This is a genomic window from Dactylosporangium fulvum (assembly GCF_025137375.1).
GTDB classification, from domain to species: domain Bacteria; phylum Actinomycetota; class Actinomycetes; order Mycobacteriales; family Micromonosporaceae; genus Dactylosporangium; species Dactylosporangium fulvum.
The window spans coordinates 2027682-2047217 of record NZ_CP073720.1 but is presented as its reverse complement, the minus strand read 5'-3'; the positions used below and the strand labels follow the sequence as shown (position 1 = coordinate 2047217).

The following is a 19536-nucleotide window of genomic DNA, read 5'->3' as shown; positions in this document are numbered from 1 at the left end:
CGGGGTCTGGGCCTTCGGTGCTGCCGGTGCCTCGTCGGTCATTCGCGCCCCAGGTCGCGGTGCTGGGGCGACGCCGCGAGCCGCATCTCGCGCAGCCGGCGGGCCAGCTCCTCGGCGATCGCGACGCTGCGGTGCTTGCCGCCGGTGCAGCCGACGGCGATGGTGAGGTATCGCTTGCCCTCGCGCTCGAAGCCCGGCGCGGTGGCGTTGATCAGCCGCGCATAGGTCTCGACGAAGGTCACCGCACCACGCTGGCCCAGCACGTATCGACTGACCTCCGTCTCCTTGCCGGTGTGCTCACGCAGCTCGGGCACCCAGTACGGATTCGGAAGGAACCTCGCGTCCAGGACAAAGTCGGCATCGGGGGGCAACCCGTACTTGAACCCGAACGAGAGCACGGTGACCCGGATCTGGGTGGTGTCCTCCTCGCCGAACATCTCCTCGATGCGGCCGCGCAGCTGGTTGACGTTGAGATGGCTCGTGTCGATGAGCACGTCGGCCTGCTCGCGCGCCTCCTGCAGGAGCTTGCGCTCGGCGGCGATGCCGTCGGAGAGGCGGCCGGCGCCCTGCAGCGGGTGGGAGCGGCGCACGCTCTCGAACCGGCGGATCAGCACCTCGTCATCGGCGTCGACGAAGACCATCCGCGGGTTGAAGCCCCGCTCACGCAGCGACTTGACGGCACCCGGCAGGTCGGTCGAGAACGCATGGCTGCGCACGTCGAGGACCATCGCGGTGCGCCGGGCGGCGCCCCGCGCCGCATAGGCCAGCTCGGCCATGTCGAGCAGCAGCGCCTGCGGCAGGTTGTCGACGACGTAATACCCGACGTTCTCCAAGGCGCGGGCCACCGTGCTGCGCCCACCACCGGACACGCCCGTCACGATGACCAGGTCGGTCGTCGTCCGGTCGGGCGCGATCGGCTCACCCTCTTCGCTCACCACGTGCACGAGTTTATGTCGTGCCGCCCGCGGGCCCGGCCGCTCGGTCGGTTTGCGCAGCTTCGCCCTTCATGCCCGGCTCCAGCGGCTCGGCCTCGCCGTTCAGCGTCCTGAGGATCGTCTCGGCGGTCCGGCGGCCGATGCCGTGGACCTCCGCGATCTCCTCGACGCTCGCCGCCTTCAGCCTTTTGAGTGAACCGAAGTGGCGCAGCAGCGCCTTGCGGCGGATCTCACCGAGTCCCGGAACGCCGTCCAACGTGGACGCGGTCATGCGCTTCGACCGCTTCTGCCGGTGATACGTGATCGCGAAGCGGTGTGCCTCGTCGCGGACGCGCTGCAGGAGATACAACCCCTCGGAGGCGCGCGGAAGGATCACCGGGAAGTCGTCGTCGGGCAGCCACACCTCTTCGAGCCGCTTGGCGAGTCCGCAGATCACGATGTCGTCGACGCCCAGGTCGAGCAGCACCTGCGCGGCGGCGTTGACCTGCGGCTGGCCGCCGTCGACGACGACCAACTGCGGCGGGTAGGCGAACTTGCGCGGCCGGCCGGTGGTCGGGTCGATGCCCGGCCGGGACACGTCCTCGTCGCCGGACAGCTCGTCGAGCTCGACCTTCGAGTCGAGATACCGCGCGAACCGCCGGCGCAGCACCTCGGAGATCGCCGACACGTCGTCGGTCGCGCCGTTGATCGCGAACCGCCGGTATTCACTCTTGCGAGCCAGACCGTCCTCGAACACGACCATGCTGGCGACGACGTCGGTGCCCTGGATCTGGGAGACGTCGTAACACTCGATGCGCAGCGGCGCGGTCTGCATGCCGAGCGCCTCCGCGACCTCCTCCAGCGCCTTACTGCGGGTGCTCAGATCGCCGGCCCGGCGCAGCTTGTGCTGCTGCAACGCCTGCTGGGCGTTGCGCGCGACCGTCTCGGCAAGGGCCTTCTTGTCTCCGCGCTGCGGGACGCGGATCGTGACCCGGCTGCCACGCAGCTTGGACAGCCAGTCGGCGAGCGCGTCGACGTCGGCGGGCAACTCCGGGACCAGCAGTTCCTTCGGCAGGTCGGCGGCCTCGGCACCGGCCTCGCTGCCGTAGATCTGGCTGCAGAAGTGGTGCACCAGGTCGCCCGCGGACAGGTCCTCGGTCTTCTCCACGATCCAGCCGCGCTGGCCGCGGACCCGCCCGCCGCGCACGTGGAACACCTGCACCGCCGCCTCGAGCGGATCGTCGGCGAACGCCACCACGTCGGCGTCGGTGCCGTCGCCGAGCACCACGGCCTGCTTCTCCACGGCCCGGCGCAGCGCGCCCAGGTCGTCGCGGATCCGGGCGGCACGCTCGAAGTCGAGCTCGTCGGAGGCGGCATACATCTCCCGCTCCAACTTCTTGACCATGGTGTCGGTCTTGCCGGCCATGAAGTCGCAGAAGTCCTCGACGATCTGCCGGTGCTCGGCCTCGCTGACGCGGTCGACGCACGGCGCGGAACACTTGCCGATGTAGCCAAGCAGGCAGGGGCGGCCGATCTGACCGGCCCGCTTGAACACCCCTGACGAGCAGGTGCGCGCCGGGAACACGCGCAGCAGCAGGTCCAGCGTCTCGCGGATGGCCCACGCGTGCGCATAGGGACCGAAGTAGCGCACGCCCTTGCGCTTCGCCCCGCGCATCACCTGCAGCCGCGGATACGCCTCGTCGAGCGTCACCGCCAGATAGGGATAACTCTTGTCGTCGCGGTAGCGGACGTTGAACCGCGGGTCGTAGGCCTTGATCCAGTTGAACTCGAGCTGGAGCGCCTCGACCTCGGTGCCGACGGTGACCCAGTCGACCCGGGACGCGGTGGTGACCATCTGCTGCGTGCGCGAGTGCAGCGTCCACACGTCGGCGAAATAGGAGCTGAGCCGCTGCCGCAGGCTCTTCGCCTTGCCCACATAGATGACCCGGCCGGACAGATCGTAGAAACGGTAGACCCCAGGGGTGTCGGGAATGGTCCCCGGCGCGGGGCGGTAGGTGGACGGGTCAGGCACGTTTCGAGCCTATCCGGGGGGTACGACGAAAATCCGCACCGGGCCGGGGCCGGCCGCCCCTCTCGGCCGACCCCTCGACGCCTTCCCGTCAGGCCCTCCCGGGCGCGCTCAGGCCAGCGCGATGGTGTCGCCGTCGATCTTCAACTGCTTCTCGGGCAGGCCCTTGGTCGCCGGGCCGTTGGTCACCGAGCCGTCGGCCGCGGAGAACGTGCTGCCGTGGCACTTGCAGTGGATGGTGCCGTCCGTCACTTCCGACACCACGCACTGTTGATGCGTGCAGATCGAACTGAAGGCCTTGAACTGGCCGGAGGTCGGCTGGGTGACGACCACGCCACCGCCGTCCGTGAAGATCTTCCCTCCCCCGACGGGGATGTCGGCCTTGCTCGCCAGGGGGCCTCCGGCCGCGGCACCACCGGTGGCGCCATTCCCGGCGTTCCCGGTCGAGCCGGTGTCGCTGGCATCGTCTCCACACGCAGCGAGGACCGTCGCGGCCGTGACGCCGGCCGCTCCGGCGAGCACCGCACGGCGGGTCGTGTCACTCATAGGCTCCTCCAATGATCGTTGGCCCGCTGGCTACGCCAGGAAACACGTCGACCATGGAGGGTACGGTTCAATGCTCAACAAAGTCTGGGAATCCGTTATCCGCGCGTGACCTTTCGTCACCCGCCGTGGCGGACATCAGATCTCGACCACGTATCCCGCCTGGACCTTCACCGGCACAGCGCTGAGCCCACGCGTGGCCGGCCCCCGCACGAGACTGCCGTCGGCGGCCTTGAACTGCGAGTTGTGCCCAGGGCACATGATGATCGGGTTCCCGGCGCTGGGCGGCTCGACGAGGACGCCCTGGTGCGGGCAGGATGCCCGGAACGCCTTGATCGTGCCCTGCTTCGGCTGCACGACGAGCAGGGTGTCCTTGACGATGAGGCCGCCGCCGACCGGCACCTCCTTCACCGCCACGAGCGCCCCGGCAGGCGGGGCAGCCTCACCCGGCTCGGTGGCGGCGCCGGTGTTGTCGAAGGGATTCGCCGCGGCGGTGGTACCGGCTGCTGACGGCGCACCGCTCGCAGCACCGTTCGCGGCGGGCGGGGCAGGATCGTCGCCGCCGCACCCGGCGAGCACGGTGACGCCGAGCACCCCGGCGCCGAGCAGGAGCGCCCGCCGAGCGGCGCAAGGGTTGAAGACGTCCTCGACCGGCACGTGTTTCCTCCAGAGGTCAGCCTCGCCAGCGGCCACGGTAGCAGCGCCCGTGCGCCGGCAACCGGCTTGACCCTGGTGGTTTGGCGTTGCCCTGACCACGGAAACCCACCAGGGTCAAGCTCGGAGCGGCCGTGGTGGTCAGCCCTTTGTCGTCGCCTTCTTCGCCGGGGCCTTGCGGGCCGTCTGCTTGGTGGCAGCCGTCTGCTTGGTGGTCGACTTGGTGGCCGTGGACCTCGACGTCGCCTTCGGCGCCGCGTCGGGGTCGGGCTTGGCGCGGGTGCCGGCCGCCTTCTTCGGAGGTGCGGCGGCCGCGCTGTCGCCGTTGCCGTTGGCGCGCGTGGACGTGGCGGTCTTGGCCGCGCCGTTGGTCCGGGCTCCACCGTTGGTCTTGGCCGCGCCGTTGGCCTTGGTGGCTCGGTCGCGGGCGGACGTGTCGGCGCCGGTCGCCGGGCCCGCCAGGCCGAGGACCGGGCGCAGGAACTTGCCCGTGTGGCTCTCCTCCAGCTCGGCCACCTCTTCCGGCGTGCCGGCGGCGACGACCGTGCCGCCCTTGTGGCCGCCCTCCGGGCCCATGTCGATGACCCAGTCGGCGGCCTTGATCACGTCGAGGTTGTGCTCGATGACGATCACCGTGTTGCCCTTGTCGACGAGGCTCTGCAGGACCAGCAGCAGCTTGCGGATGTCCTCGAAGTGCAGGCCGGTCGTCGGCTCGTCGAGCACGTAGACCGTCCGGCCCGTCGAGCGCTTCTGCAGCTCCGACGCGAGCTTCACGCGCTGGGCCTCGCCGCCGGAGAGCGTCGGGGCCGGCTGGCCGAGCCGGACATAACCGAGGCCGACGTCGTTGAGGGTCTTCAGGTGACGGTAGATCGCCGGGATCGCCTCGAAGAACGACGCGGCCTCCTCGATCGGCATGTCGAGGATCTCGGCGATCGTCCGGCCCTTGTAGTGCACCTCGAGCGTCTCCCGGTTGTACCGCGCGCCCTTGCAGACCTCGCACGGCACGTAGACGTCGGGCAGGAAGTTCATCTCGATCTTGATCGTGCCGTCGCCGGCGCACGCCTCGCAGCGGCCGCCCTTGACGTTGAAGGAGAACCTGCCCGGACCGTAGCCGCGGACCTTCGCCTCGGTCGTCTCCGCGAACAGCTTGCGGATGTTGTCGAACACACCCGTGTAGGTGGCCGGGTTGGACCGCGGCGTGCGCCCGATGGGCGACTGGTCGACGCCGACGACCTTGTCGACGTTGTCGAGCCCGGAGATCCGGGTGTGCCGGCCGGGGACGAGACGCGCGCCGTTGACGGTGTTCGCCAGCACCGCATGAAGGATGTCGTTGACCAGCGTCGACTTGCCGGAGCCGGACACGCCGGTGACCGCCACGAACTGGCCGAGCGGGAAGGACACGGTCAGGTTGCGCAGGTTGTGCTCGCGGGCGCCGATGACGACCAGCTCGCGGCCGGGCGTGCGGGGCCGGCGGATCTGCGGGGTCGGGATGCTCTTGCGGCCCGCGAGGTAGGCGCCGGTGACCGACTCCTCGGCCTTCACAAGCTCCTCGTACGGCCCGCTGTGCACGACCCGGCCGCCGTGCTCGCCCGCGCCCGGCCCGATGTCGACGATCCAGTCCGCGGTGCGGATGGTGTCCTCGTCGTGCTCGACGACGATCAGCGTGTTGCCCAGGCGCTTGAGCCTGGTCAGCGTCTCGATCAGCCGGTGGTTGTCCCGCTGGTGCAGGCCGATGCTCGGCTCGTCGAGGACATAGAGCACGCCGACCAGGCCGGAGCCGATCTGCGTGGCGAGGCGGATGCGCTGCGCCTCACCACCGGACAGGGTGCCGGCGGCGCGGTCGAGCGAGAGGTAGTCGAGGCCGACGTCGACGAGGAAGCGCAGCCGGGCGTTGATCTCCTTGAGCACCCGCTCGGCGATCATCTTCTGCCGGTCGGTGAGGGTCATCGCGCCGAGCAGTTCGGCGCAGTCGCCGACGGACAGGGCGCAGATGTCGGCGATGCTGTGCCCGGCGATCGTGACCGCGAGGATCTCCGGCTTGAGCCGGCTGCCGCCGCACGTGGCGCACGGCACGTCGCGCATGTAGCCCTCGTACTTGTCCCGGGACCAGTCGCTCTCCGTGTCGGCGTGCCGCCGCTCGATCCACTGCACCACGCCTTCGAAGCCGGTGTAGTAGGAGCGCTCGCGGCCGTACTTGTTGCGGTACCGGACGTGGACCTGATCCTCGGAGCCGTGGAGGATCGCCTTCTGCCCGCGGGAGGAGATCGCGCGCCACGGGGTGTCGAGGTTGAAGCCCTCGTCGTCGCCGAGCGCCTCGAGCAGGCGGAGGAAGTAGTCGAGCGTGTGGCCCGATGCCCACGGCGCGATCGCTCCCTCACGCAGCGTGCGCTCCGGGTCGGGGACGATCAGCTCCGGGTCGACCTCTTTCTTGGTGCCGATGCCGGTGCAGTCGGGGCAGGCGCCATAGGGCGCGTTGAAGGAGAACGAGCGCGGCTCGAGGTCCTCGATCGACAGCGGGTGCTCGTTGGGGCAGGCCAGGTGCTCGGAGAACAGCCGCTCGCGGTGCTCGTCGTCCTCGGGCAGGTCGACGAACTCCAGGATGACGATGCCGGCGGCGAGCTTGAGGGCGGTCTCGACGGAGTCGGTGAGCCGCTGCTTGGCGCTGGACTTCACGGCGAGCCGGTCGACGACCACCTCGATCGTGTGCTTCTCCTGCTTCTTGAGCTTCGGCGGGTCGGTCAGCGGGTGGACGACGCCGTCGATCCGGGCGCGCGCGTAGCCCTTGGACTGCAGCTCGCTGAACAGGTCGACGTATTCCCCCTTGCGCCCGCGGACGACCGGTGCGAGCACCTGGAACCGGGTGCCCTCGTCCATGGCGAGGACCCGGTCGACGATCTGCTGCGGGGTCTGCTTGGTGATCGCCTCACCGCAGATCGGGCAGTGCGGCTCGCCGACGCGCGCGTAGAGCAGACGGAGATAGTCGTAGACCTCGGTGATGGTGCCGACCGTCGAGCGCGGGTTGCGCGAGGTCGACTTCTGGTCGATGGAGACCGCCGGGGACAGGCCCTCGATGAAGTCGACGTCGGGCTTGTCCATCTGGCCGAGGAACTGTCGCGCATAGGAGGACAGCGACTCGACGTAACGCCGCTGCCCCTCCGCGAAGATCGTGTCGAACGCCAGGCTCGACTTGCCGGAGCCGGACAGACCGGTGAACACGATCATCGCGTCGCGCGGCAGGTCAAGACTGACGTCGCGAAGGTTGTGCTCGCGTGCGCCACGGATGATCAAGCGGTCGGACATGCTTCCCCTTGGCAGTGATTTGTCCGGTTCGAACACCGTCACGGTGCCAGCCGACAACTCTAGCCAGGGGGTATGACATTTTTCCGCGCCCGAACGAGGGACTCTCGCCGGGCGTCACACCTAGGGCCGGGCCGGCCGGCGACGTTCGCGGCTTTCGCGCTTCATTCGCCGTACCGATGCAAGCATCTGCTCTTTCTGCAGTTTCTGCCAATGGGCGAAGCGTCGCGGGCTCAATGTGCCGTCCTCGACCGCCTCCCGGACCGCGCAGCCCGGCTCGCCCGCGTGGTTGCAGTCCTGGAACCGGCAGAGCGCCGCGAGCTCGGTCACATCGGCGAATGCCCGGTCGAGCCCGCTGGCCGTGTCGAACATGCCGACGAGACGGATGCCGGGCGTGTCGAGCACCGCACCGCCGCCCGGCATGGGAATCAGTGCCCGATATGTGGTCGTATGCCGTCCTCGACCGTCGGCGCGCAGCGTCTGGGTGTGCATCACCGGCGCGCCGGCAAGGGCGTTGACCAGGCTCGACTTCCCGGCGCCGGACTGGCCGAGCAGACCCAGCGTGCGGCCGGGCGCGACGAGCGGTCGCAGGGCGTCGACGCCCATCCCGGTGCGGGCGCTCACGGCGTGGACCTCCACCCCGGACTCCCGCCCCGGCATCTGCTCCGCCAGCGCGAGCGGATCGGCGGCGAGGTCGGCCTTGGTCAGTACGAGCAATGGTTTGGCACCCGACTCCCAGGCGAGGGCCAGCAGGCGCTCGATACGGCCCAGGTCGGGCGACGGATCAACCGGTTCGACCACGGCCACGGCGTCGACGTTGGCGGCGAGCATCTGGCCGAACGACTCCTCGCCGGCCACCGCGCGGACGATCGCGGTGCGCCGGGGCAGGACCGCCTCCGCCGTCAGCCGGCCGTCGGGCCAGTTGCGCACGACCAGCCAGTCCCCCGCGCACGGCAGGGCCGCCGCGTCCCGGGCGGCGCGGGCCAGCAGGCCACCCGCCAGGCTCGCCCGCACCGGACCGTCGGCCGCCAGCGCCGTGCAGATCCCCCGGTCCACGCGACTCACCCGCGCCGGTCGCTGACCGGGCAGGTCGTGTTGCGCGTAGGCCGCGGCGAAGGCGTCGTCCCAGCCGAGGGCCGACAGGTCGATGGTCATCTGCTTCCTTGTCCGTACGGGCGTTCGGAAATCCACGGTAGGCAGCGCGTCCCCGCCGCGAAACCGAATATCGCGACTATGGTCGGGTGCGTGCTCCCCTCCCATGTGCTGGCCAGCGCCGTCGGCCGCCGCCTCGACCGGGCCGACGTCCAGTGGCACGTCTCGCCGGGACAGGACGACTCGCTGATGCGGTTCTGGCTGACGTTCGGCGACATTTCGTACGGCTTCCACGTGGGTGCTGAGGACGAGATCCTCGACGTGATCGTGGAGGACCGCGGTACCGACGCCGACATGGGCGTGTACGGAAGGCTGGAGGTCCGCCGCGCCGCGGGCCCGGACCCGGCGGCCGCCGCGGTCGGCCAGCGGCTCATCGCCGTCCACGATCTCTTCGCGGGCTACCTCGGCAAGCCGATCGGCGCCCGGCTCTCGTTCGAGACCGTCGACCTGAGCGTGGCGGACTGGGAGGACGAGCTGCACTGGGCCGTCGGTGCCTTGCCGCCAGCGGTGGGGGTCCGGCAAAGATAGTCTGGGTCGGTGACGGCTGACCCGCTTGTCCTGAGCGCGGAACTGGATCGCGCCACCGACCGACTCCTCGCCACCGTGCGAACCCTCGACGGCAACGGCCTCAGCGGCCCGTCGCTCTGCCCCGGCTGGACGCGCGGCCACGTGGTGACGCACCTGGCCCGCAACGCCGACGCGTACGTCAACCTGCTCACCTGGGCGCGGACCGGCGTCCGGACCCCCGCATACGCCACCGCCGAGGCACGTGACGCGGACATCGCGGCGGGCGCCGGACGGCCGCCGCAGGAGCAGCTCGACGACCTCTCCACCGCCGCCGGACGGCTGCGGTCCGCGATCGACGACCTGCCGGCCGAGGCCTGGTCGGCGACGGTCGCCCTCCCGTCGGGCACGGAGCTCCCGGCCGCGCGACTGGTCTGGTCGCGGATCTGCGAGGTTGAGCTGCACCACGTGGATCTCGACGCCGGATACGGTCCACCCGACTGGCCGCTCGCCTTCGCGCAGCGGCTCCTGCACGACCCGGCCACCCCGCGCCCGGCGTCCCTGGTCGACGAGACAGGCACCCACCTGCTGGTCGTCGAGGGCGCACCGGTCGTGACCGGTCCGGTGAACCTGCTCGCGGCGTGGCTCACCGGCCGCAGCGACGGTGCCGGGCTGAGCGGCGAACTCCCGTCCCTGGAGGCATGGAAATGACGTCGGACCTCTCGATCACGAAGCTCTCGGTCGGGCCGATGGACAACAATGCGTACCTGCTGCGCTGCCGATCGACCGGCGAGGGCGTGCTCATCGACGCCGCGAACGAGCCGTCGCGGCTGCTGTCGCTGATCGGCCCGGAGGGCATCTCGGCGGTGGTCACCACGCACCGGCACGCCGATCACTGGCAGGCGCTGTCCGAGGTGGTGTCGGCCACGGGCGCCGCGTCGCTGGCCCACGCCGCCGACGCCCCGGAGATCCCGGTGGTCACGGACACGCTGGCCGAGGGCGACGTGGTGTCGGTGGGTTCGTGCCGACTGTCGGTGATCCACCTGGTGGGGCACACGCCGGGCTCGATCGCGCTGTACTACGAGCCGGACGGCGGCCACCTCTTCACCGGCGACTCCCTGTTCCCCGGGGGTCCTGGGCGGACAACAAACCCGACCGACTTCAACTCCTTGATGGACGACCTGGAGGAGAAGGTCTTCGGCCCGCTGCCGGACTCGACGGTGATCTACCCCGGCCACGGCAAGGACTCGACGCTCGGCACCGAGCGCCCGTCCATCCCGGAGTGGCGCGCCCGAGGCTGGTAGGACGGCGGTCCTATGTACTGGAGCCCTAAGCGGTATATACGAGGTGATGTGTCATGACCAAGGTTCTCATCGACATCGACGACGAAGCGCTCGCCGAGGCGTCCGAGCTCCTCGGCACCAAGACCAAGAAGGACACCGTCAACACCGCGCTGCGCTCGACCGCGCAGCAGCTGCGTCGGGCCAGGGCACTCGCGCGCCTCGCCGAACTCGGCGAGGCCGGAGCCTTCGATGAACTGCTGGACAAGTCGACGTACCGCGCATGACGCCGGCTCGGTTCCTGGTCGACACCAGCGCGGTGGTGCGCCTGTTGCGCGACCGCGACGTCCGCGCCCGACGGCAATCACAGATCACCGCCGGCGTCATAGGTATCTGCCCGATCACGGAGCTGGAACTGCTGTACAGCGCCCGATCGAAGGCCGACCGCGAAGAGTGACGGAGCTGTTCAACGCCACGTTCGCGTGGGTCGCGATGCCGGACCGAGTCTTCAGCCGCGCAACCGAGGTCCAGGCCACCATGACGGCCCGTGGCACACCGCTCAGCCGGCGCGGTCGACCTGCTCCTCGCCGCCACGGCCGAACTGACCAGCCTGACCCTGGTGCACTACGACCACGACTTCGACGAGATCGTCAAGGTGACTGGCCAACCGGCCGTATGGGTCGCCGCCCCGGGCTCGATCACCTGACCCACTGTTCCGGTCGCGTGCGCATTCCCCGACGGCGTCGGCAACACGTGGGGTGACAAGGCGAACTTCGAGTCGCTGATCAACGACGTGTCGGCGAAGCTCTTCGACCGGTTCCCGGACGAGACGGAGTTCCACCCTGGCCACGGGAAGGACTCGACGTTGGGCGCTGAACGCCCCTCCCTTCCGGAGTGGCGCGAACGCGGCTGGTGAGCCTACCTCCAGAGCGCATCGATGGGCACGACGTGCGTGCCGTCATCGTGGGTATAGGCCAGGGCGCCCGTATACAGCACAAGCCCAGCGATCAAGCGGTTGCCGAGCCGAGCGCGAAGCGCCCGCATTCCGCGCAGGTCCTCGTTGTGGACCCGCGTTCCGGACTTGATCTCGAACGCGATGACGTCTCCATCGTCGCGCTCGAGAACGAGATCTACTTCATCGGCGGCCGGCGTCCGGAAGTGCCCGACGGACACCGGCGCGTCCCACCAGCTGACCTGTTTGAGAACCTCGCCGACGGCGAACGTCTCGAGCAGGTGTCCGTACTCGGTCAGCACCGCTGGATCAGACTTCGCGATCTTCTCTGGCGTCAGTCCAAGCAGCCACGCCATGACACCGGAGTCGACCAGATGCACCTTCGGCTGACGGGCGACGCGCGAGCCCAATGTCGTGCCCCAGGCAGGGAGGCGGTGGATCAGAAACACCGCTTCCAGCAGCCGAAGGTAATTCTCCGCGCTGCTCTTCTCCATGCCGACCGCCTGCGCTGTCGCCGCGATGTTCAGCACCTGTCCCGACCGCGCAGCAAGCTGGTTCAGCAGGCGAGGAAGCATCTCCCGCTGCCGCACGCGGCTCAGCTCGATCACGTCGCGCTCGATCACCAGATCCAGATAGTTGCTGAACCAGCGTGAACGTGACCGGCCAGGCGGACGCCGCAGCGCGACGGGCATGCCCCCTGACGTCACCCGACGTGCGTACTCGTCGCGGCTGGTTGGTGACGACTCCGCCGATCTTCCCGGCGATGCGCCACTGAGCAGCCTATGAACGAACGGCTCGTCCCGGTCGCCATCGATCTCCATCTGAGCGAGGGGCAGCACATCGATGATGTCAACCCTGCCCGTCAACGATTGACCAGCCTGCGGCAGCGTCGAATATCTGGTCGAGCCGGCGAGCACGAACCGGCCGGGGCGCAGGTCTCGGTTGAGTTCGGCCTTGATCGCATCGAGAAGTTCCGGAACATGCTGGAACTCGTCAATGAGCACTGGTCCGGGCCCAGCCACGAAGCGACCCGGATCGTTACGAACAGCCCCACGGGTCGCCGGGTCGTCACAGTCGATGACCGCCGTGCCGAGTCGCTGCGCCAGCACGTTCAGCAAGGTACTTTTGCCGACCGTGCGCGGCCCGTTCAGCACGACCGTCGGCTCCTCACTCAACCGATCAGCCAGAACCTGCGTCAGCCTGCGGTCAGCAATGCCAGTCAGCGCGCCATCCACTCCTGAACCCTGTCATTTCTTCCGTGTCTGAGCAACTTTTCTTCCGCATCTGCACGCAGAAAAATCCGTACCTACGCCACACACAACCCCTCGGTGAACCCCAACCGAAACGGGTGGTCCTTCTGGATCTTGACCGACAACGGCGAACTCCTGCAGTCCATTCGTTGACGGGTTGCCCGTCGCCGTCGAGGACGTTGGATGTTGGCCTTCCAGCACCGACGCTGTTCCCGGGCGGGGTCGGCAACACGTTCGGCTCGAAGGGAAACTTCGACTCGCTGTTCCACGACGTGACAACGAAGCTCTTCGACGTCCTGCCGGATGGGGTCACCTTCTACCCTGGACACGGGGCGAACTCGACCATCGGCGCCGAGCGCCCGTCGCTGCCGGAGTGGCGCGAACGCGGCTGGTGAACCCGACCCGTTGACCGGACGATAGATTGCGGGCCATGACCGTATCGGCGAAGCCTGTGTACCTTCTGGACTTCCTGCCCGAGGACTGGCGCGAGGCGGTCACCCCATATGTCGACCCCGCTGTCGTGGCAGCGCTGTCCTCGTTTGTTGTCGAGCAATACCGGTCCACCACGGTGTATCCGCGGAAGCAGGACATCTATGCCGCGTACCAGCTGTCCCCGCTCGCGGCGACCCGGGTCCTCATCCTCGGCCAGGATCCGTACGTCCGGCCGGGACAGGCCCATGGACTGAGCTTCAGCGTGCCGCCGGGCGTCCCGGTCCCGCCGTCCCTGCGCAACGTGTACCAGGAGATGCGCGATGACCTGGGGGTGGACCCGCCGCCGTCGGGTGACCTGACCGCGTGGTGCCGGCAAGGGGTGATGCTGCTCAACGCGGTGCTGACCGTCCGCGCCGGCACCCCGAACTCGCACAAGGGGCGCGGTTGGGAGAACATCACCGACGCCACGATCCGGGCGCTGAACGCGAAGGCGGACCGCGTCGTGTTCGTGCTGTGGGGCGCGGCGGCGAAGGCGAAGGCACCGCTGGTGACAAACGACCGGCACGTCGTACTACGCGCCGGGCACCCCAGCCCGATGAACCCGGCCGGCTTCCTCGGCAGCCGCCCGTTCAGCCAGATCAACGCGGCACTCGTGGCGGCCGGAACTCCCCCGGTGCGGTGGTCACCGGCGATGCCGCGGCAGTGACGCGACTCAGCGGCCAGAAGACCACCAACGGAGCGGCCAGATGACCACCGGCGCGGCGGAGGATTGACCTGTCGATACGTGTTGGATAGCGTGCTGATCATTCGTTTGGGTCAGGGATGTCCGCATGTTCGTCGCGCACGAAGAGACCGGGCACAGCAAGTGCCAAACCCTCGGACTTCCGTACGCCCAAATCAGCACCGTTCGTCCACTATGACCGGCTTCCTGCCGGCCGGGCGCCACTCCCGGACCTCCCGGTTCGCCGATTCGCCGGGTCCGACCTCGCCGCCCTGATCCGCAACCTCCGGCCAAGATCCATCAGTCGAGGGAATCCGGGGAGCGACGGGGCGGCAATGATCATCACGCTGGTCATCGACACGTTCAATGTCGACAACAACGGAACCACGATATCGGCGATGCGGTTCGCCACCACTCTCATCTCGCGAGGGCACACGGTGCGCGTGGTCGCGTGCGGCGAACCGGGTGACGCGACCGGTCAGAGGCGGGACGAACCTGAAATGTTCTGGGTTCCGGAGCTCGTGGTGCCGATCGCGAGCCGTTTCGCGCATCGCCAGAACACCCTGTTCGCCAAGCCCGTGCGAGAGGTGCTGATCGCCGCGATCAAGGGCGCCGATGTCGTCCACATCTACCAGCCCTGGCCGCTGGGCCGTGCCGCGGAGCGCATCGCACGCCGGCTCGGGGTGCCCGCCATCGCCGCATTCCACATACAGCCCGAGAACGTCACGTACAACATCGGCCTGGGCTGGTTCCCACCGGCCGCACACCTCGTGTACGTCCTGCTGCGCCTCGCGTTCTACGGACGCTTCACCGACATCCATTGTCCGTCGACCTTCATCGCGGCACAGCTCCGTCACCACGGGTACCGGGCACGGCTCCACGTGATCTCCAACGGTGTGGGGAGCAGCTTTCGGCCGGGACCGGCCCGAGTGCGAGGCGCCGACGAGCCGTTCCGAATACTCATGGTGGGCCGTTTCTCCCCCGAGAAACGGCAGGATGTTCTGATCCGGGCCGTGCGGCGATCGCGCCACGCCGCACGCATCCAGTTGCACTTCGCGGGGCACGGCCCACGGGAGAAGCGCCTGCGCCGGATGGCCTCGAAACTCGCGAACCCGGCACAGTTCGGCTACTACTCGCAAGAAGAGCTCGTCGAACTCATCCGTGGCTGTGATCTGTACGTACACGCCTCCGATGTCGAAATCGAAGGGGTGTCCTGCATGGAGGCGTTCTCCTGCGGACTCGTGCCGGTCATCTCCGACAGCGCACGGAGCGCGACCGGCCAGTTCGCGCTCGGGCCCGAAAACCTGTTCCGCGCCGGTGACCCGTCGTCGCTCGCCGAACGGATCGACGGCTGGATCGACGATCCGGCGGCCCTCGATGCCGCGTCGGAGACCTATGCCCGCTACGCCGAGCTCTACACGGTCGATCGGAGCGTCAAGGCGATCGAGCGGGTCTATGCTCGGGCAGGCCACACACCGGAAGTACCGGCCGGGTACACCGGCCGGGTGTATCGACTACTGTCGAACGCCTTCTACTACGTGATAGCGATTCCGCTGCTCTTTCTCTGGACGCGTGTGATCCTGGGTGTCCGCGCCGAAGGCGAGAACCGGCTCCCTCGCGTCGGCGGCGTGCTCACGGTGTGCAACCACGTGCATCTTCTCGACAGCGCACTCGTCGCGCTCGCCTTGTTCCCGCGCAGACCCGTTTTCACCTCGGCGCCGATAAACCTCGAGAACCGCTGGTACGGCGGTCTGGTGAGATTGCTGGGCGGTGTCGCGGTGCCGCGCACCCCGGCGGGGCTGCCGCTCTTCTTCTCCGAGATGGAGCTCTTCCTCGCCCAGGGAAGGATCGTGCATTTCTTTCCCGAGGGCGAACTGAAGCCGTACGGCACGAGCCTGCGCGACTTCAAGCGGGGCGCGTTCCATCTCGCCGCCCAGGCACGGGTACCTGTCGTGCCCCTGTCGATCCGTTTCACCCCGCCGACCGGGTTGGGGCGAGCGTTCCGTCGCAAACCCACGATGGTCATCGTCATCGGCGAGCCCATCGCCCCGACGATGACCGACCCTCGCAGCGACCGGCGTATCCGCATGGAGCTCGCACGGCGCCGCATGCACGATCTGATCACGCGCGCGGCGTAGTGAGCCTGCAGTTCGTCGGTTCAGGAGACCATGCCGGTGGCATGGTCTCCTGACCGCCGTCCTCAGCCTCCGTGCTCGTGCGGCGCTCCGATCGTGTACAGCAGAGTCGCCAGCGACGCGAGCGTAAACACCGCAAAGATGGCACGTCGCCAATTGTTGGACAACGTCATGTTTCACCTCCTGTCCGGGCCAGTGGCGGGGCCATGATCAGCGCCAACATGCGGATCGACACAGCGGCCCCTCACGACCCTGGAGTTCGTCACGGAAGTTCGTAGCACGATCGCCGGGTCATCGCCGCCCCGAACGACCGCCGGACCGGTGGACCGGGCTGATATCGACCGGAATATCAGTCGACAACGTCGCCCTCGCCGAGGCGTCAGCGCTGCGGCGAGGGCTGCTCTCCACCTGCTGACGAATGTCCTGGACAAAACTGGAGCGGAGGAGCTGCACCCACGGGAGAAACAGCGGTCGGGGAAGGCTTTCGAAGTCGTACCACCCTTGGCGGACGAACTTGTCCGGCTCCTTGACCTCCGCCTCTCCGTCCGTGTGGTCACCCAGCATCCAGATGGTCACGTAATGCTTGCCCGCACCGTCGAAGACGTCGTTCGTCACGGCACCGAACCGGAGGTTGGCGACCGTCAGGCCGGTCTCCTCGGCAACCTCACGGGCGGCGGCCTCCTCGAAGGACTCGCCGAACTCCGGGTGTCCCCCCGGCACCGACCAGGTCCCTTCGCCGTGCGCGCCCCGGCGCAACCCCATGAGGAACGAGCCGTCCCTGATCACGAAGACCCCGATCCCGACGCGTGGCGCCTGTTCCCGCATTCCTGATGCTCCGCTCATCCCGTCCGCACAAGTCGCCTTCACCGTTCCACATGAGGTGGCGGTACTGATTTCGGGCGCGACTGGTAGGGCCCTCAGGGTTGGGAATCCGCGAGTGTGGCTGGCTACGCTCCCGGGCATGCCCCCACGAACATCGTCAGGAGCAGTCGGCATCCCCATAGGTATACCCGTTGGTAGCCTGGATGGTATGGGCAGCACCACGATCAAGGTCGACTCCGCCGTCCGGGACAGGCTGGCCGTCCTGGCGCGGGAGCGTGGCATCACCATGGGTGCCCTGCTGGCAGAGGCCACCGAAACGCTCGAGCGGCAGGCCTTCTTCACGCGCGCCCAGGAACAGCTCGAACGGCTCCGGCAGGAGAACCCTGACGCGTGGGCGTCGGACCGCGCCGAGTCGCGAACCTGGCAGGCGGGCACCGACCGGGACACGCTGACCACGGACGACGAACCCGGTTGGTGGGAGTGAGCAACGTCCGTACCGGCGAGATCTGGCTCGCCGAGCTCGATCCCACGGTCGGGCACGAACAAGGCGGTCGACGCCCAGTCGTCGTGGTGTCGTCGAACGGGCTTCATGCGTTGCCGATCAACATGGTCATGGTCGTTCCGCTTACCGGCCACGATCGCGGTCTGGTGACCCAGCCCCGGATCAGCGGACCCGAAACGGGCCTCCGCCGGGTTAGCTTCGCCCGCCCGGAAGACCTGCGCGCCATCGACGCGACCCGTCTCCGGCGCAGACTGGGCCAGATCACCACCGACGAGTTGGCCGAGATCCGCAAGGTGATGCGGTACTTCCTCGACCTCTGAACGCGACGGCTCATGACCACAACGACTCACCGTCACCAGAGCAACTTCGCCCGCCGATACTTCAGCGCAGGCGAAGCCCACGGCGAAGTCAGCGCGGTGCTGGCGATCCTCGACGCCCGCGGCGTCGAGATCCCTGAGCAGATCCGCGCCGAGATCGCCGGGTGCACCGACCTCGACCGGCTCGACAGCTGGATCCGCCAGGCCGCCACCGCTGACAAGATCCAGAACCTGGACGTCCCGATCAGCGGGTGAGGCGACGGGGCTTCCGAACGGGCTGACGGGTCGTAGCGTCACCCTTCGCGGACGAACAGCGGCCTGCACGGGCGGAACGGTCGTGGCCTTGCACCGCGACGGGTGCTTTCTGCAACATCGAGGACTTCACCGACGACCGGCACCGACCGCTGTTCGATGCCGAGCACGCCGCAGATTGAGTCCAGACGGCACGTGCGGCCGTCGATGCCGCCGGAGAGCCGTTCCACAAAGGAGCACACCAACCAGCAGCGCCGGTGCCAATGGCGGCAACCCGACCCCGGTTACATGCACTGCTCGTTCCGAAGCACCTAACAACAGCGACAATCGCACGGCTGGATGCCACCGTATTGTCCGGCAGCGGCCCGAAGATCTTCTCCTCCAGGACGTTCGGGACACCTCACGCCCAGCTTGTCCTGGAAGTGATGGGGGGAGCGGGCGGCCGAGTTCTGGGACGGTTTCACGCTCACTCAGAAGCGTGCCGTCCTATCGACCCTGCTGGAGGCGGTCCGGATTCTGCCCGTGACCCGGCGGGGACCCGGCTTCGACCCGCGAACGGTAGAGATCGTCTGGCGGCAGCCGATGTGAGGCGAGTCGACGTGACCGTGCATCGACATTCGGCCGATTATCGCGCCGACGCGAGGCCCTCCAGATCAACGACTCTGATGAGCGCCACGATGTCAGGCTCTGCGCTCAAGTCGACGGGACCGAGTTCCTTGCTCCGGCCTTGCTGGTTCACGAGCTTTTCCCGAGCCGCCGCGTTGAGGATGTCGACCGCATCTGCGTCGTTCCACCGAATACCGCGTAGCGCGTCGCGGGTGACGCTGAAGGCACCGATGCACGGCATGGCCGGACGTCCGTAGACGTCGCGGCCGTCGTTGCGCAGGACGACGACTCGGGCGGAAGCGAGTCCGGGAGCAACTGCGAACGCCTCTCGCAAAGTCACGAGGACCTGCCCACAAACGAACTGTTTGTAGAGGTCTGCCTTGGCGGCCTGCGCGAGCTTCTTCAGCGACACGTTGCCCGCTGCGGTCCGCGACGGCATCTGCTCGGGAATCACCTGTGACGCCGGTGGCACAAGGAGGACCAGAGAGACCTCAGCGCCATCGACGCCGACCGCCGCAGATGCTGCCTCGTTGTCCTCGAACGCTTCGGCAAGGGACTGCAGGACCGCACCGGGATCGTTGCGGCGGAGGAACTCCCAATGTTGGTCGAGCGTCCGCTGCCACTGCGCCTGTTGGGCCTTCAGCTCCTGCCACCGCCGATGGACCTCGGCATCGGCAGATGCCGCAGCTCGCTGTTTGGCTGCCGCACGTTCGGTCCGCTTCAAGATGCCGATTCCGGTGAGGGCGTGCTTCTCATGGTGGGCGTAGATTGCTGCCCGGTTCGGGGCTGGCGGCTCGGGTGCCAACGGCCGTTGCGCCGGCGGAAAGTCCACCCGATGGAGGCCCAGAATTCGCAGGAAGGCATCGGCGAGTTGCCGGGCCATCGCCTCCTTCTCCGCTTGGGCGGCCTGCCGCTGCTGGACCGCCAGCTGACGTTGGTAGGCGGCCTGCGCCGAGGTTGCGCTGCGACCACCACCACTTCGTCGGCCGCCGCCCAGCGAGGTGGAGTAGCCGAACGGGCCGACTCCGGTCGACAAGCTGGTCCGGCCGGCACCGAAATGTACGCGGGCCGCTCGCGGGCCGATGCTGGTCCGGATGCCTCGTGACGAGGCTCTGATACGGACCCCGGGGGCGAGCTTGATCGAGAAACCCACGCTCCAGACGCTACGTTCGCA

General features: G+C 68.4%; 17 protein-coding genes and 4 pseudogenes. 12 read left to right on the top strand and 9 right to left on the bottom strand.

What is annotated here, in order from left to right; all coding sequences use genetic code 11:
- Nucleotides 1-38: 38 nt before the first annotated feature.
- The 6 genes and pseudogenes from rapZ to rsgA all read right to left on the bottom strand — a co-directional run bounded on the left by rapZ (nt 39) and on the right by rsgA (nt 8592).
- Entirely contained in the window at nt 39-938 is a 900-nt protein-coding gene (gene rapZ, locus Dfulv_RS09520) for an RNase adapter RapZ (protein WP_259862310.1), read from the bottom strand.
- Between the two features lie 10 nt (nt 939-948).
- Entirely contained in the window at nt 949-2946 is a 1998-nt protein-coding gene (uvrC, locus tag Dfulv_RS09515) for an excinuclease ABC subunit UvrC (RefSeq protein WP_259862309.1), read from the bottom strand.
- A 108-nt stretch (nt 2947-3054) separates the two neighbouring features.
- Complete coding sequence (locus Dfulv_RS09510; RefSeq protein WP_259862307.1) at nt 3055-3489, bottom strand: Rieske (2Fe-2S) protein; 435 nt, start codon at nt 3487-3489, stop codon at nt 3055-3057.
- A gap of 135 nt (nt 3490-3624) precedes the next feature.
- Nucleotides 3625-4143, bottom strand: coding sequence for a Rieske (2Fe-2S) protein (locus Dfulv_RS09505; protein WP_259862305.1), 519 nt, complete (start codon nt 4141-4143; stop codon nt 3625-3627).
- Nucleotides 4144-4476: 333 nt separating this feature from the next.
- A pseudogene (gene uvrA / locus Dfulv_RS09500) lies at nt 4477-7440 on the bottom strand (excinuclease ABC subunit UvrA); the annotation flags it as partial.
- Between the two features lie 120 nt (nt 7441-7560).
- Nucleotides 7561-8592, bottom strand: coding sequence for a ribosome small subunit-dependent GTPase A (rsgA, locus tag Dfulv_RS09495; RefSeq protein WP_259862303.1), 1032 nt, complete (start codon nt 8590-8592; stop codon nt 7561-7563).
- A 90-nt stretch (nt 8593-8682) separates the two neighbouring features.
- Here rsgA and Dfulv_RS09490 point away from each other — a divergent pair, with 90 nt between their 5' ends.
- The 6 genes and pseudogenes from Dfulv_RS09490 to Dfulv_RS09460 all read left to right on the top strand — a co-directional run.
- Nucleotides 8683-9117: a hypothetical protein gene (locus tag Dfulv_RS09490; protein ID WP_259862301.1), complete on the top strand. Its 435-nt coding sequence runs from the start codon at nt 8683-8685 to the stop codon at nt 9115-9117.
- 9 nt (nt 9118-9126) lie between these two features.
- The gene (locus tag Dfulv_RS09485) at nt 9127-9804 is read left to right on the top strand and encodes a maleylpyruvate isomerase family mycothiol-dependent enzyme (RefSeq protein ID WP_259862299.1); all 678 of its coding nucleotides are present in this window, start codon (nt 9127-9129) and stop codon (nt 9802-9804) included.
- Nucleotides 9795-10397: an MBL fold metallo-hydrolase gene (locus tag Dfulv_RS09480; RefSeq protein ID WP_406567953.1), complete on the top strand. Its 603-nt coding sequence runs from the start codon at nt 9795-9797 to the stop codon at nt 10395-10397. The genes Dfulv_RS09485 and Dfulv_RS09480 overlap by 10 nt, the downstream gene beginning before the upstream one ends.
- 53 nt (nt 10398-10450) lie before the next feature.
- Nucleotides 10451-10660, top strand: coding sequence for a type II toxin-antitoxin system VapB family antitoxin (locus Dfulv_RS09475; RefSeq protein WP_259862296.1), 210 nt, complete (start codon nt 10451-10453; stop codon nt 10658-10660).
- A pseudogene (locus tag Dfulv_RS48765) lies at nt 10657-11079 on the top strand (PIN domain-containing protein). The gene Dfulv_RS09475 and the pseudogene Dfulv_RS48765 overlap by 4 nt, the downstream one beginning before the upstream one ends.
- Nucleotides 11080-11103: 24 nt before the next feature.
- Nucleotides 11104-11289 (top strand): annotated as a pseudogene (locus Dfulv_RS09460) (MBL fold metallo-hydrolase); the annotation flags it as partial.
- Between the two features lie 2 nt (nt 11290-11291).
- Here Dfulv_RS09460 and Dfulv_RS09455 read toward each other — a convergent pair.
- Entirely contained in the window at nt 11292-12560 is a 1269-nt protein-coding gene (locus tag Dfulv_RS09455; RefSeq protein ID WP_259862293.1) for an ATP-binding protein, read from the bottom strand.
- A 218-nt stretch (nt 12561-12778) separates the two neighbouring features.
- Here Dfulv_RS09455 and Dfulv_RS09450 point away from each other — a divergent pair.
- The 3 genes and pseudogenes from Dfulv_RS09450 to Dfulv_RS09440 form a co-directional block, all read left to right on the top strand.
- Nucleotides 12779-12970 (top strand): annotated as a pseudogene (locus tag Dfulv_RS09450) (MBL fold metallo-hydrolase); the annotation flags it as partial.
- A gap of 35 nt (nt 12971-13005) precedes the next feature.
- The gene (locus tag Dfulv_RS09445; protein WP_259862292.1) at nt 13006-13713 is read left to right on the top strand and encodes a uracil-DNA glycosylase; all 708 of its coding nucleotides are present in this window, start codon (nt 13006-13008) and stop codon (nt 13711-13713) included.
- Between the two features lie 350 nt (nt 13714-14063).
- Nucleotides 14064-15866 (top strand): glycosyltransferase, encoded by a 1803-nt coding sequence (locus Dfulv_RS09440; protein WP_259862290.1) that lies wholly within the window; start codon nt 14064-14066, stop codon nt 15864-15866.
- Between the two features lie 288 nt (nt 15867-16154).
- Here Dfulv_RS09440 and Dfulv_RS09435 read toward each other — a convergent pair whose 3' ends face one another.
- Nucleotides 16155-16688 (bottom strand): nucleotide triphosphate diphosphatase NUDT15, encoded by a 534-nt coding sequence (locus Dfulv_RS09435; RefSeq protein ID WP_259862289.1) that lies wholly within the window; start codon nt 16686-16688, stop codon nt 16155-16157.
- Nucleotides 16689-16893: 205 nt separating this feature from the next.
- Here Dfulv_RS09435 and Dfulv_RS09430 point away from each other — a divergent pair, with 205 nt between their 5' ends.
- The 3 genes from Dfulv_RS09430 to Dfulv_RS09420 are packed head-to-tail and all read left to right on the top strand — an operon-like array spanning nt 16894 to nt 17759.
- Nucleotides 16894-17169 (top strand): hypothetical protein, encoded by a 276-nt coding sequence (locus Dfulv_RS09430; protein ID WP_259869900.1) that lies wholly within the window; start codon nt 16894-16896, stop codon nt 17167-17169.
- Complete coding sequence (locus tag Dfulv_RS09425) at nt 17076-17507, top strand: type II toxin-antitoxin system PemK/MazF family toxin (RefSeq protein ID WP_319805782.1); 432 nt, start codon at nt 17076-17078, stop codon at nt 17505-17507. Before Dfulv_RS09430 ends, Dfulv_RS09425 begins: the two co-directional genes overlap by 94 nt.
- A 12-nt stretch (nt 17508-17519) precedes the next feature.
- A complete protein-coding gene (locus tag Dfulv_RS09420; RefSeq protein WP_259862285.1) occupies nt 17520-17759 on the top strand; it encodes a hypothetical protein in 240 nt (79 codons plus the stop codon).
- Between the two features lie 622 nt (nt 17760-18381).
- Here Dfulv_RS09420 and Dfulv_RS09415 read toward each other — a convergent pair.
- The gene (locus tag Dfulv_RS09415) at nt 18382-19515 is read right to left on the bottom strand and encodes a DUF4236 domain-containing protein (RefSeq protein WP_259862284.1); all 1134 of its coding nucleotides are present in this window, start codon (nt 19513-19515) and stop codon (nt 18382-18384) included.
- Nucleotides 19516-19536 lie beyond the last annotated feature (21 nt).

What these genes read in the sequence shown, in the direction of transcription:
- Dfulv_RS09435 (WP_259862289.1), bottom strand. Translation starts at nt 16,688, where the DNA reads ATGCGGGAACAGGCGCCACGCGTCGGGATCGGGGTCTTCGTGATCAGG.
- Dfulv_RS09420 (WP_259862285.1), top strand. Translation starts at nt 17,520, where the DNA reads ATGACCACAACGACTCACCGTCACCAGAGCAACTTCGCCCGCCGATAC.
- Dfulv_RS09445 (WP_259862292.1), top strand. Translation starts at nt 13,006, where the DNA reads ATGACCGTATCGGCGAAGCCTGTGTACCTTCTGGACTTCCTGCCCGAG.
- rsgA (WP_259862303.1), bottom strand. Translation starts at nt 8,592, where the DNA reads ATGACCATCGACCTGTCGGCCCTCGGCTGGGACGACGCCTTCGCCGCG.
- Dfulv_RS09475 (WP_259862296.1), top strand. Translation starts at nt 10,451, where the DNA reads ATGACCAAGGTTCTCATCGACATCGACGACGAAGCGCTCGCCGAGGCG.
- Dfulv_RS09480 (WP_406567953.1), top strand. Translation starts at nt 9,795, where the DNA reads ATGGAAATGACGTCGGACCTCTCGATCACGAAGCTCTCGGTCGGGCCG.
- Dfulv_RS09440 (WP_259862290.1), top strand. Translation starts at nt 14,064, where the DNA reads ATGATCATCACGCTGGTCATCGACACGTTCAATGTCGACAACAACGGA.
- Dfulv_RS09510 (WP_259862307.1), bottom strand. Translation starts at nt 3,489, where the DNA reads ATGAGTGACACGACCCGCCGTGCGGTGCTCGCCGGAGCGGCCGGCGTC.
- Dfulv_RS09430 (WP_259869900.1), top strand. Translation starts at nt 16,894, where the DNA reads ATGGGCAGCACCACGATCAAGGTCGACTCCGCCGTCCGGGACAGGCTG.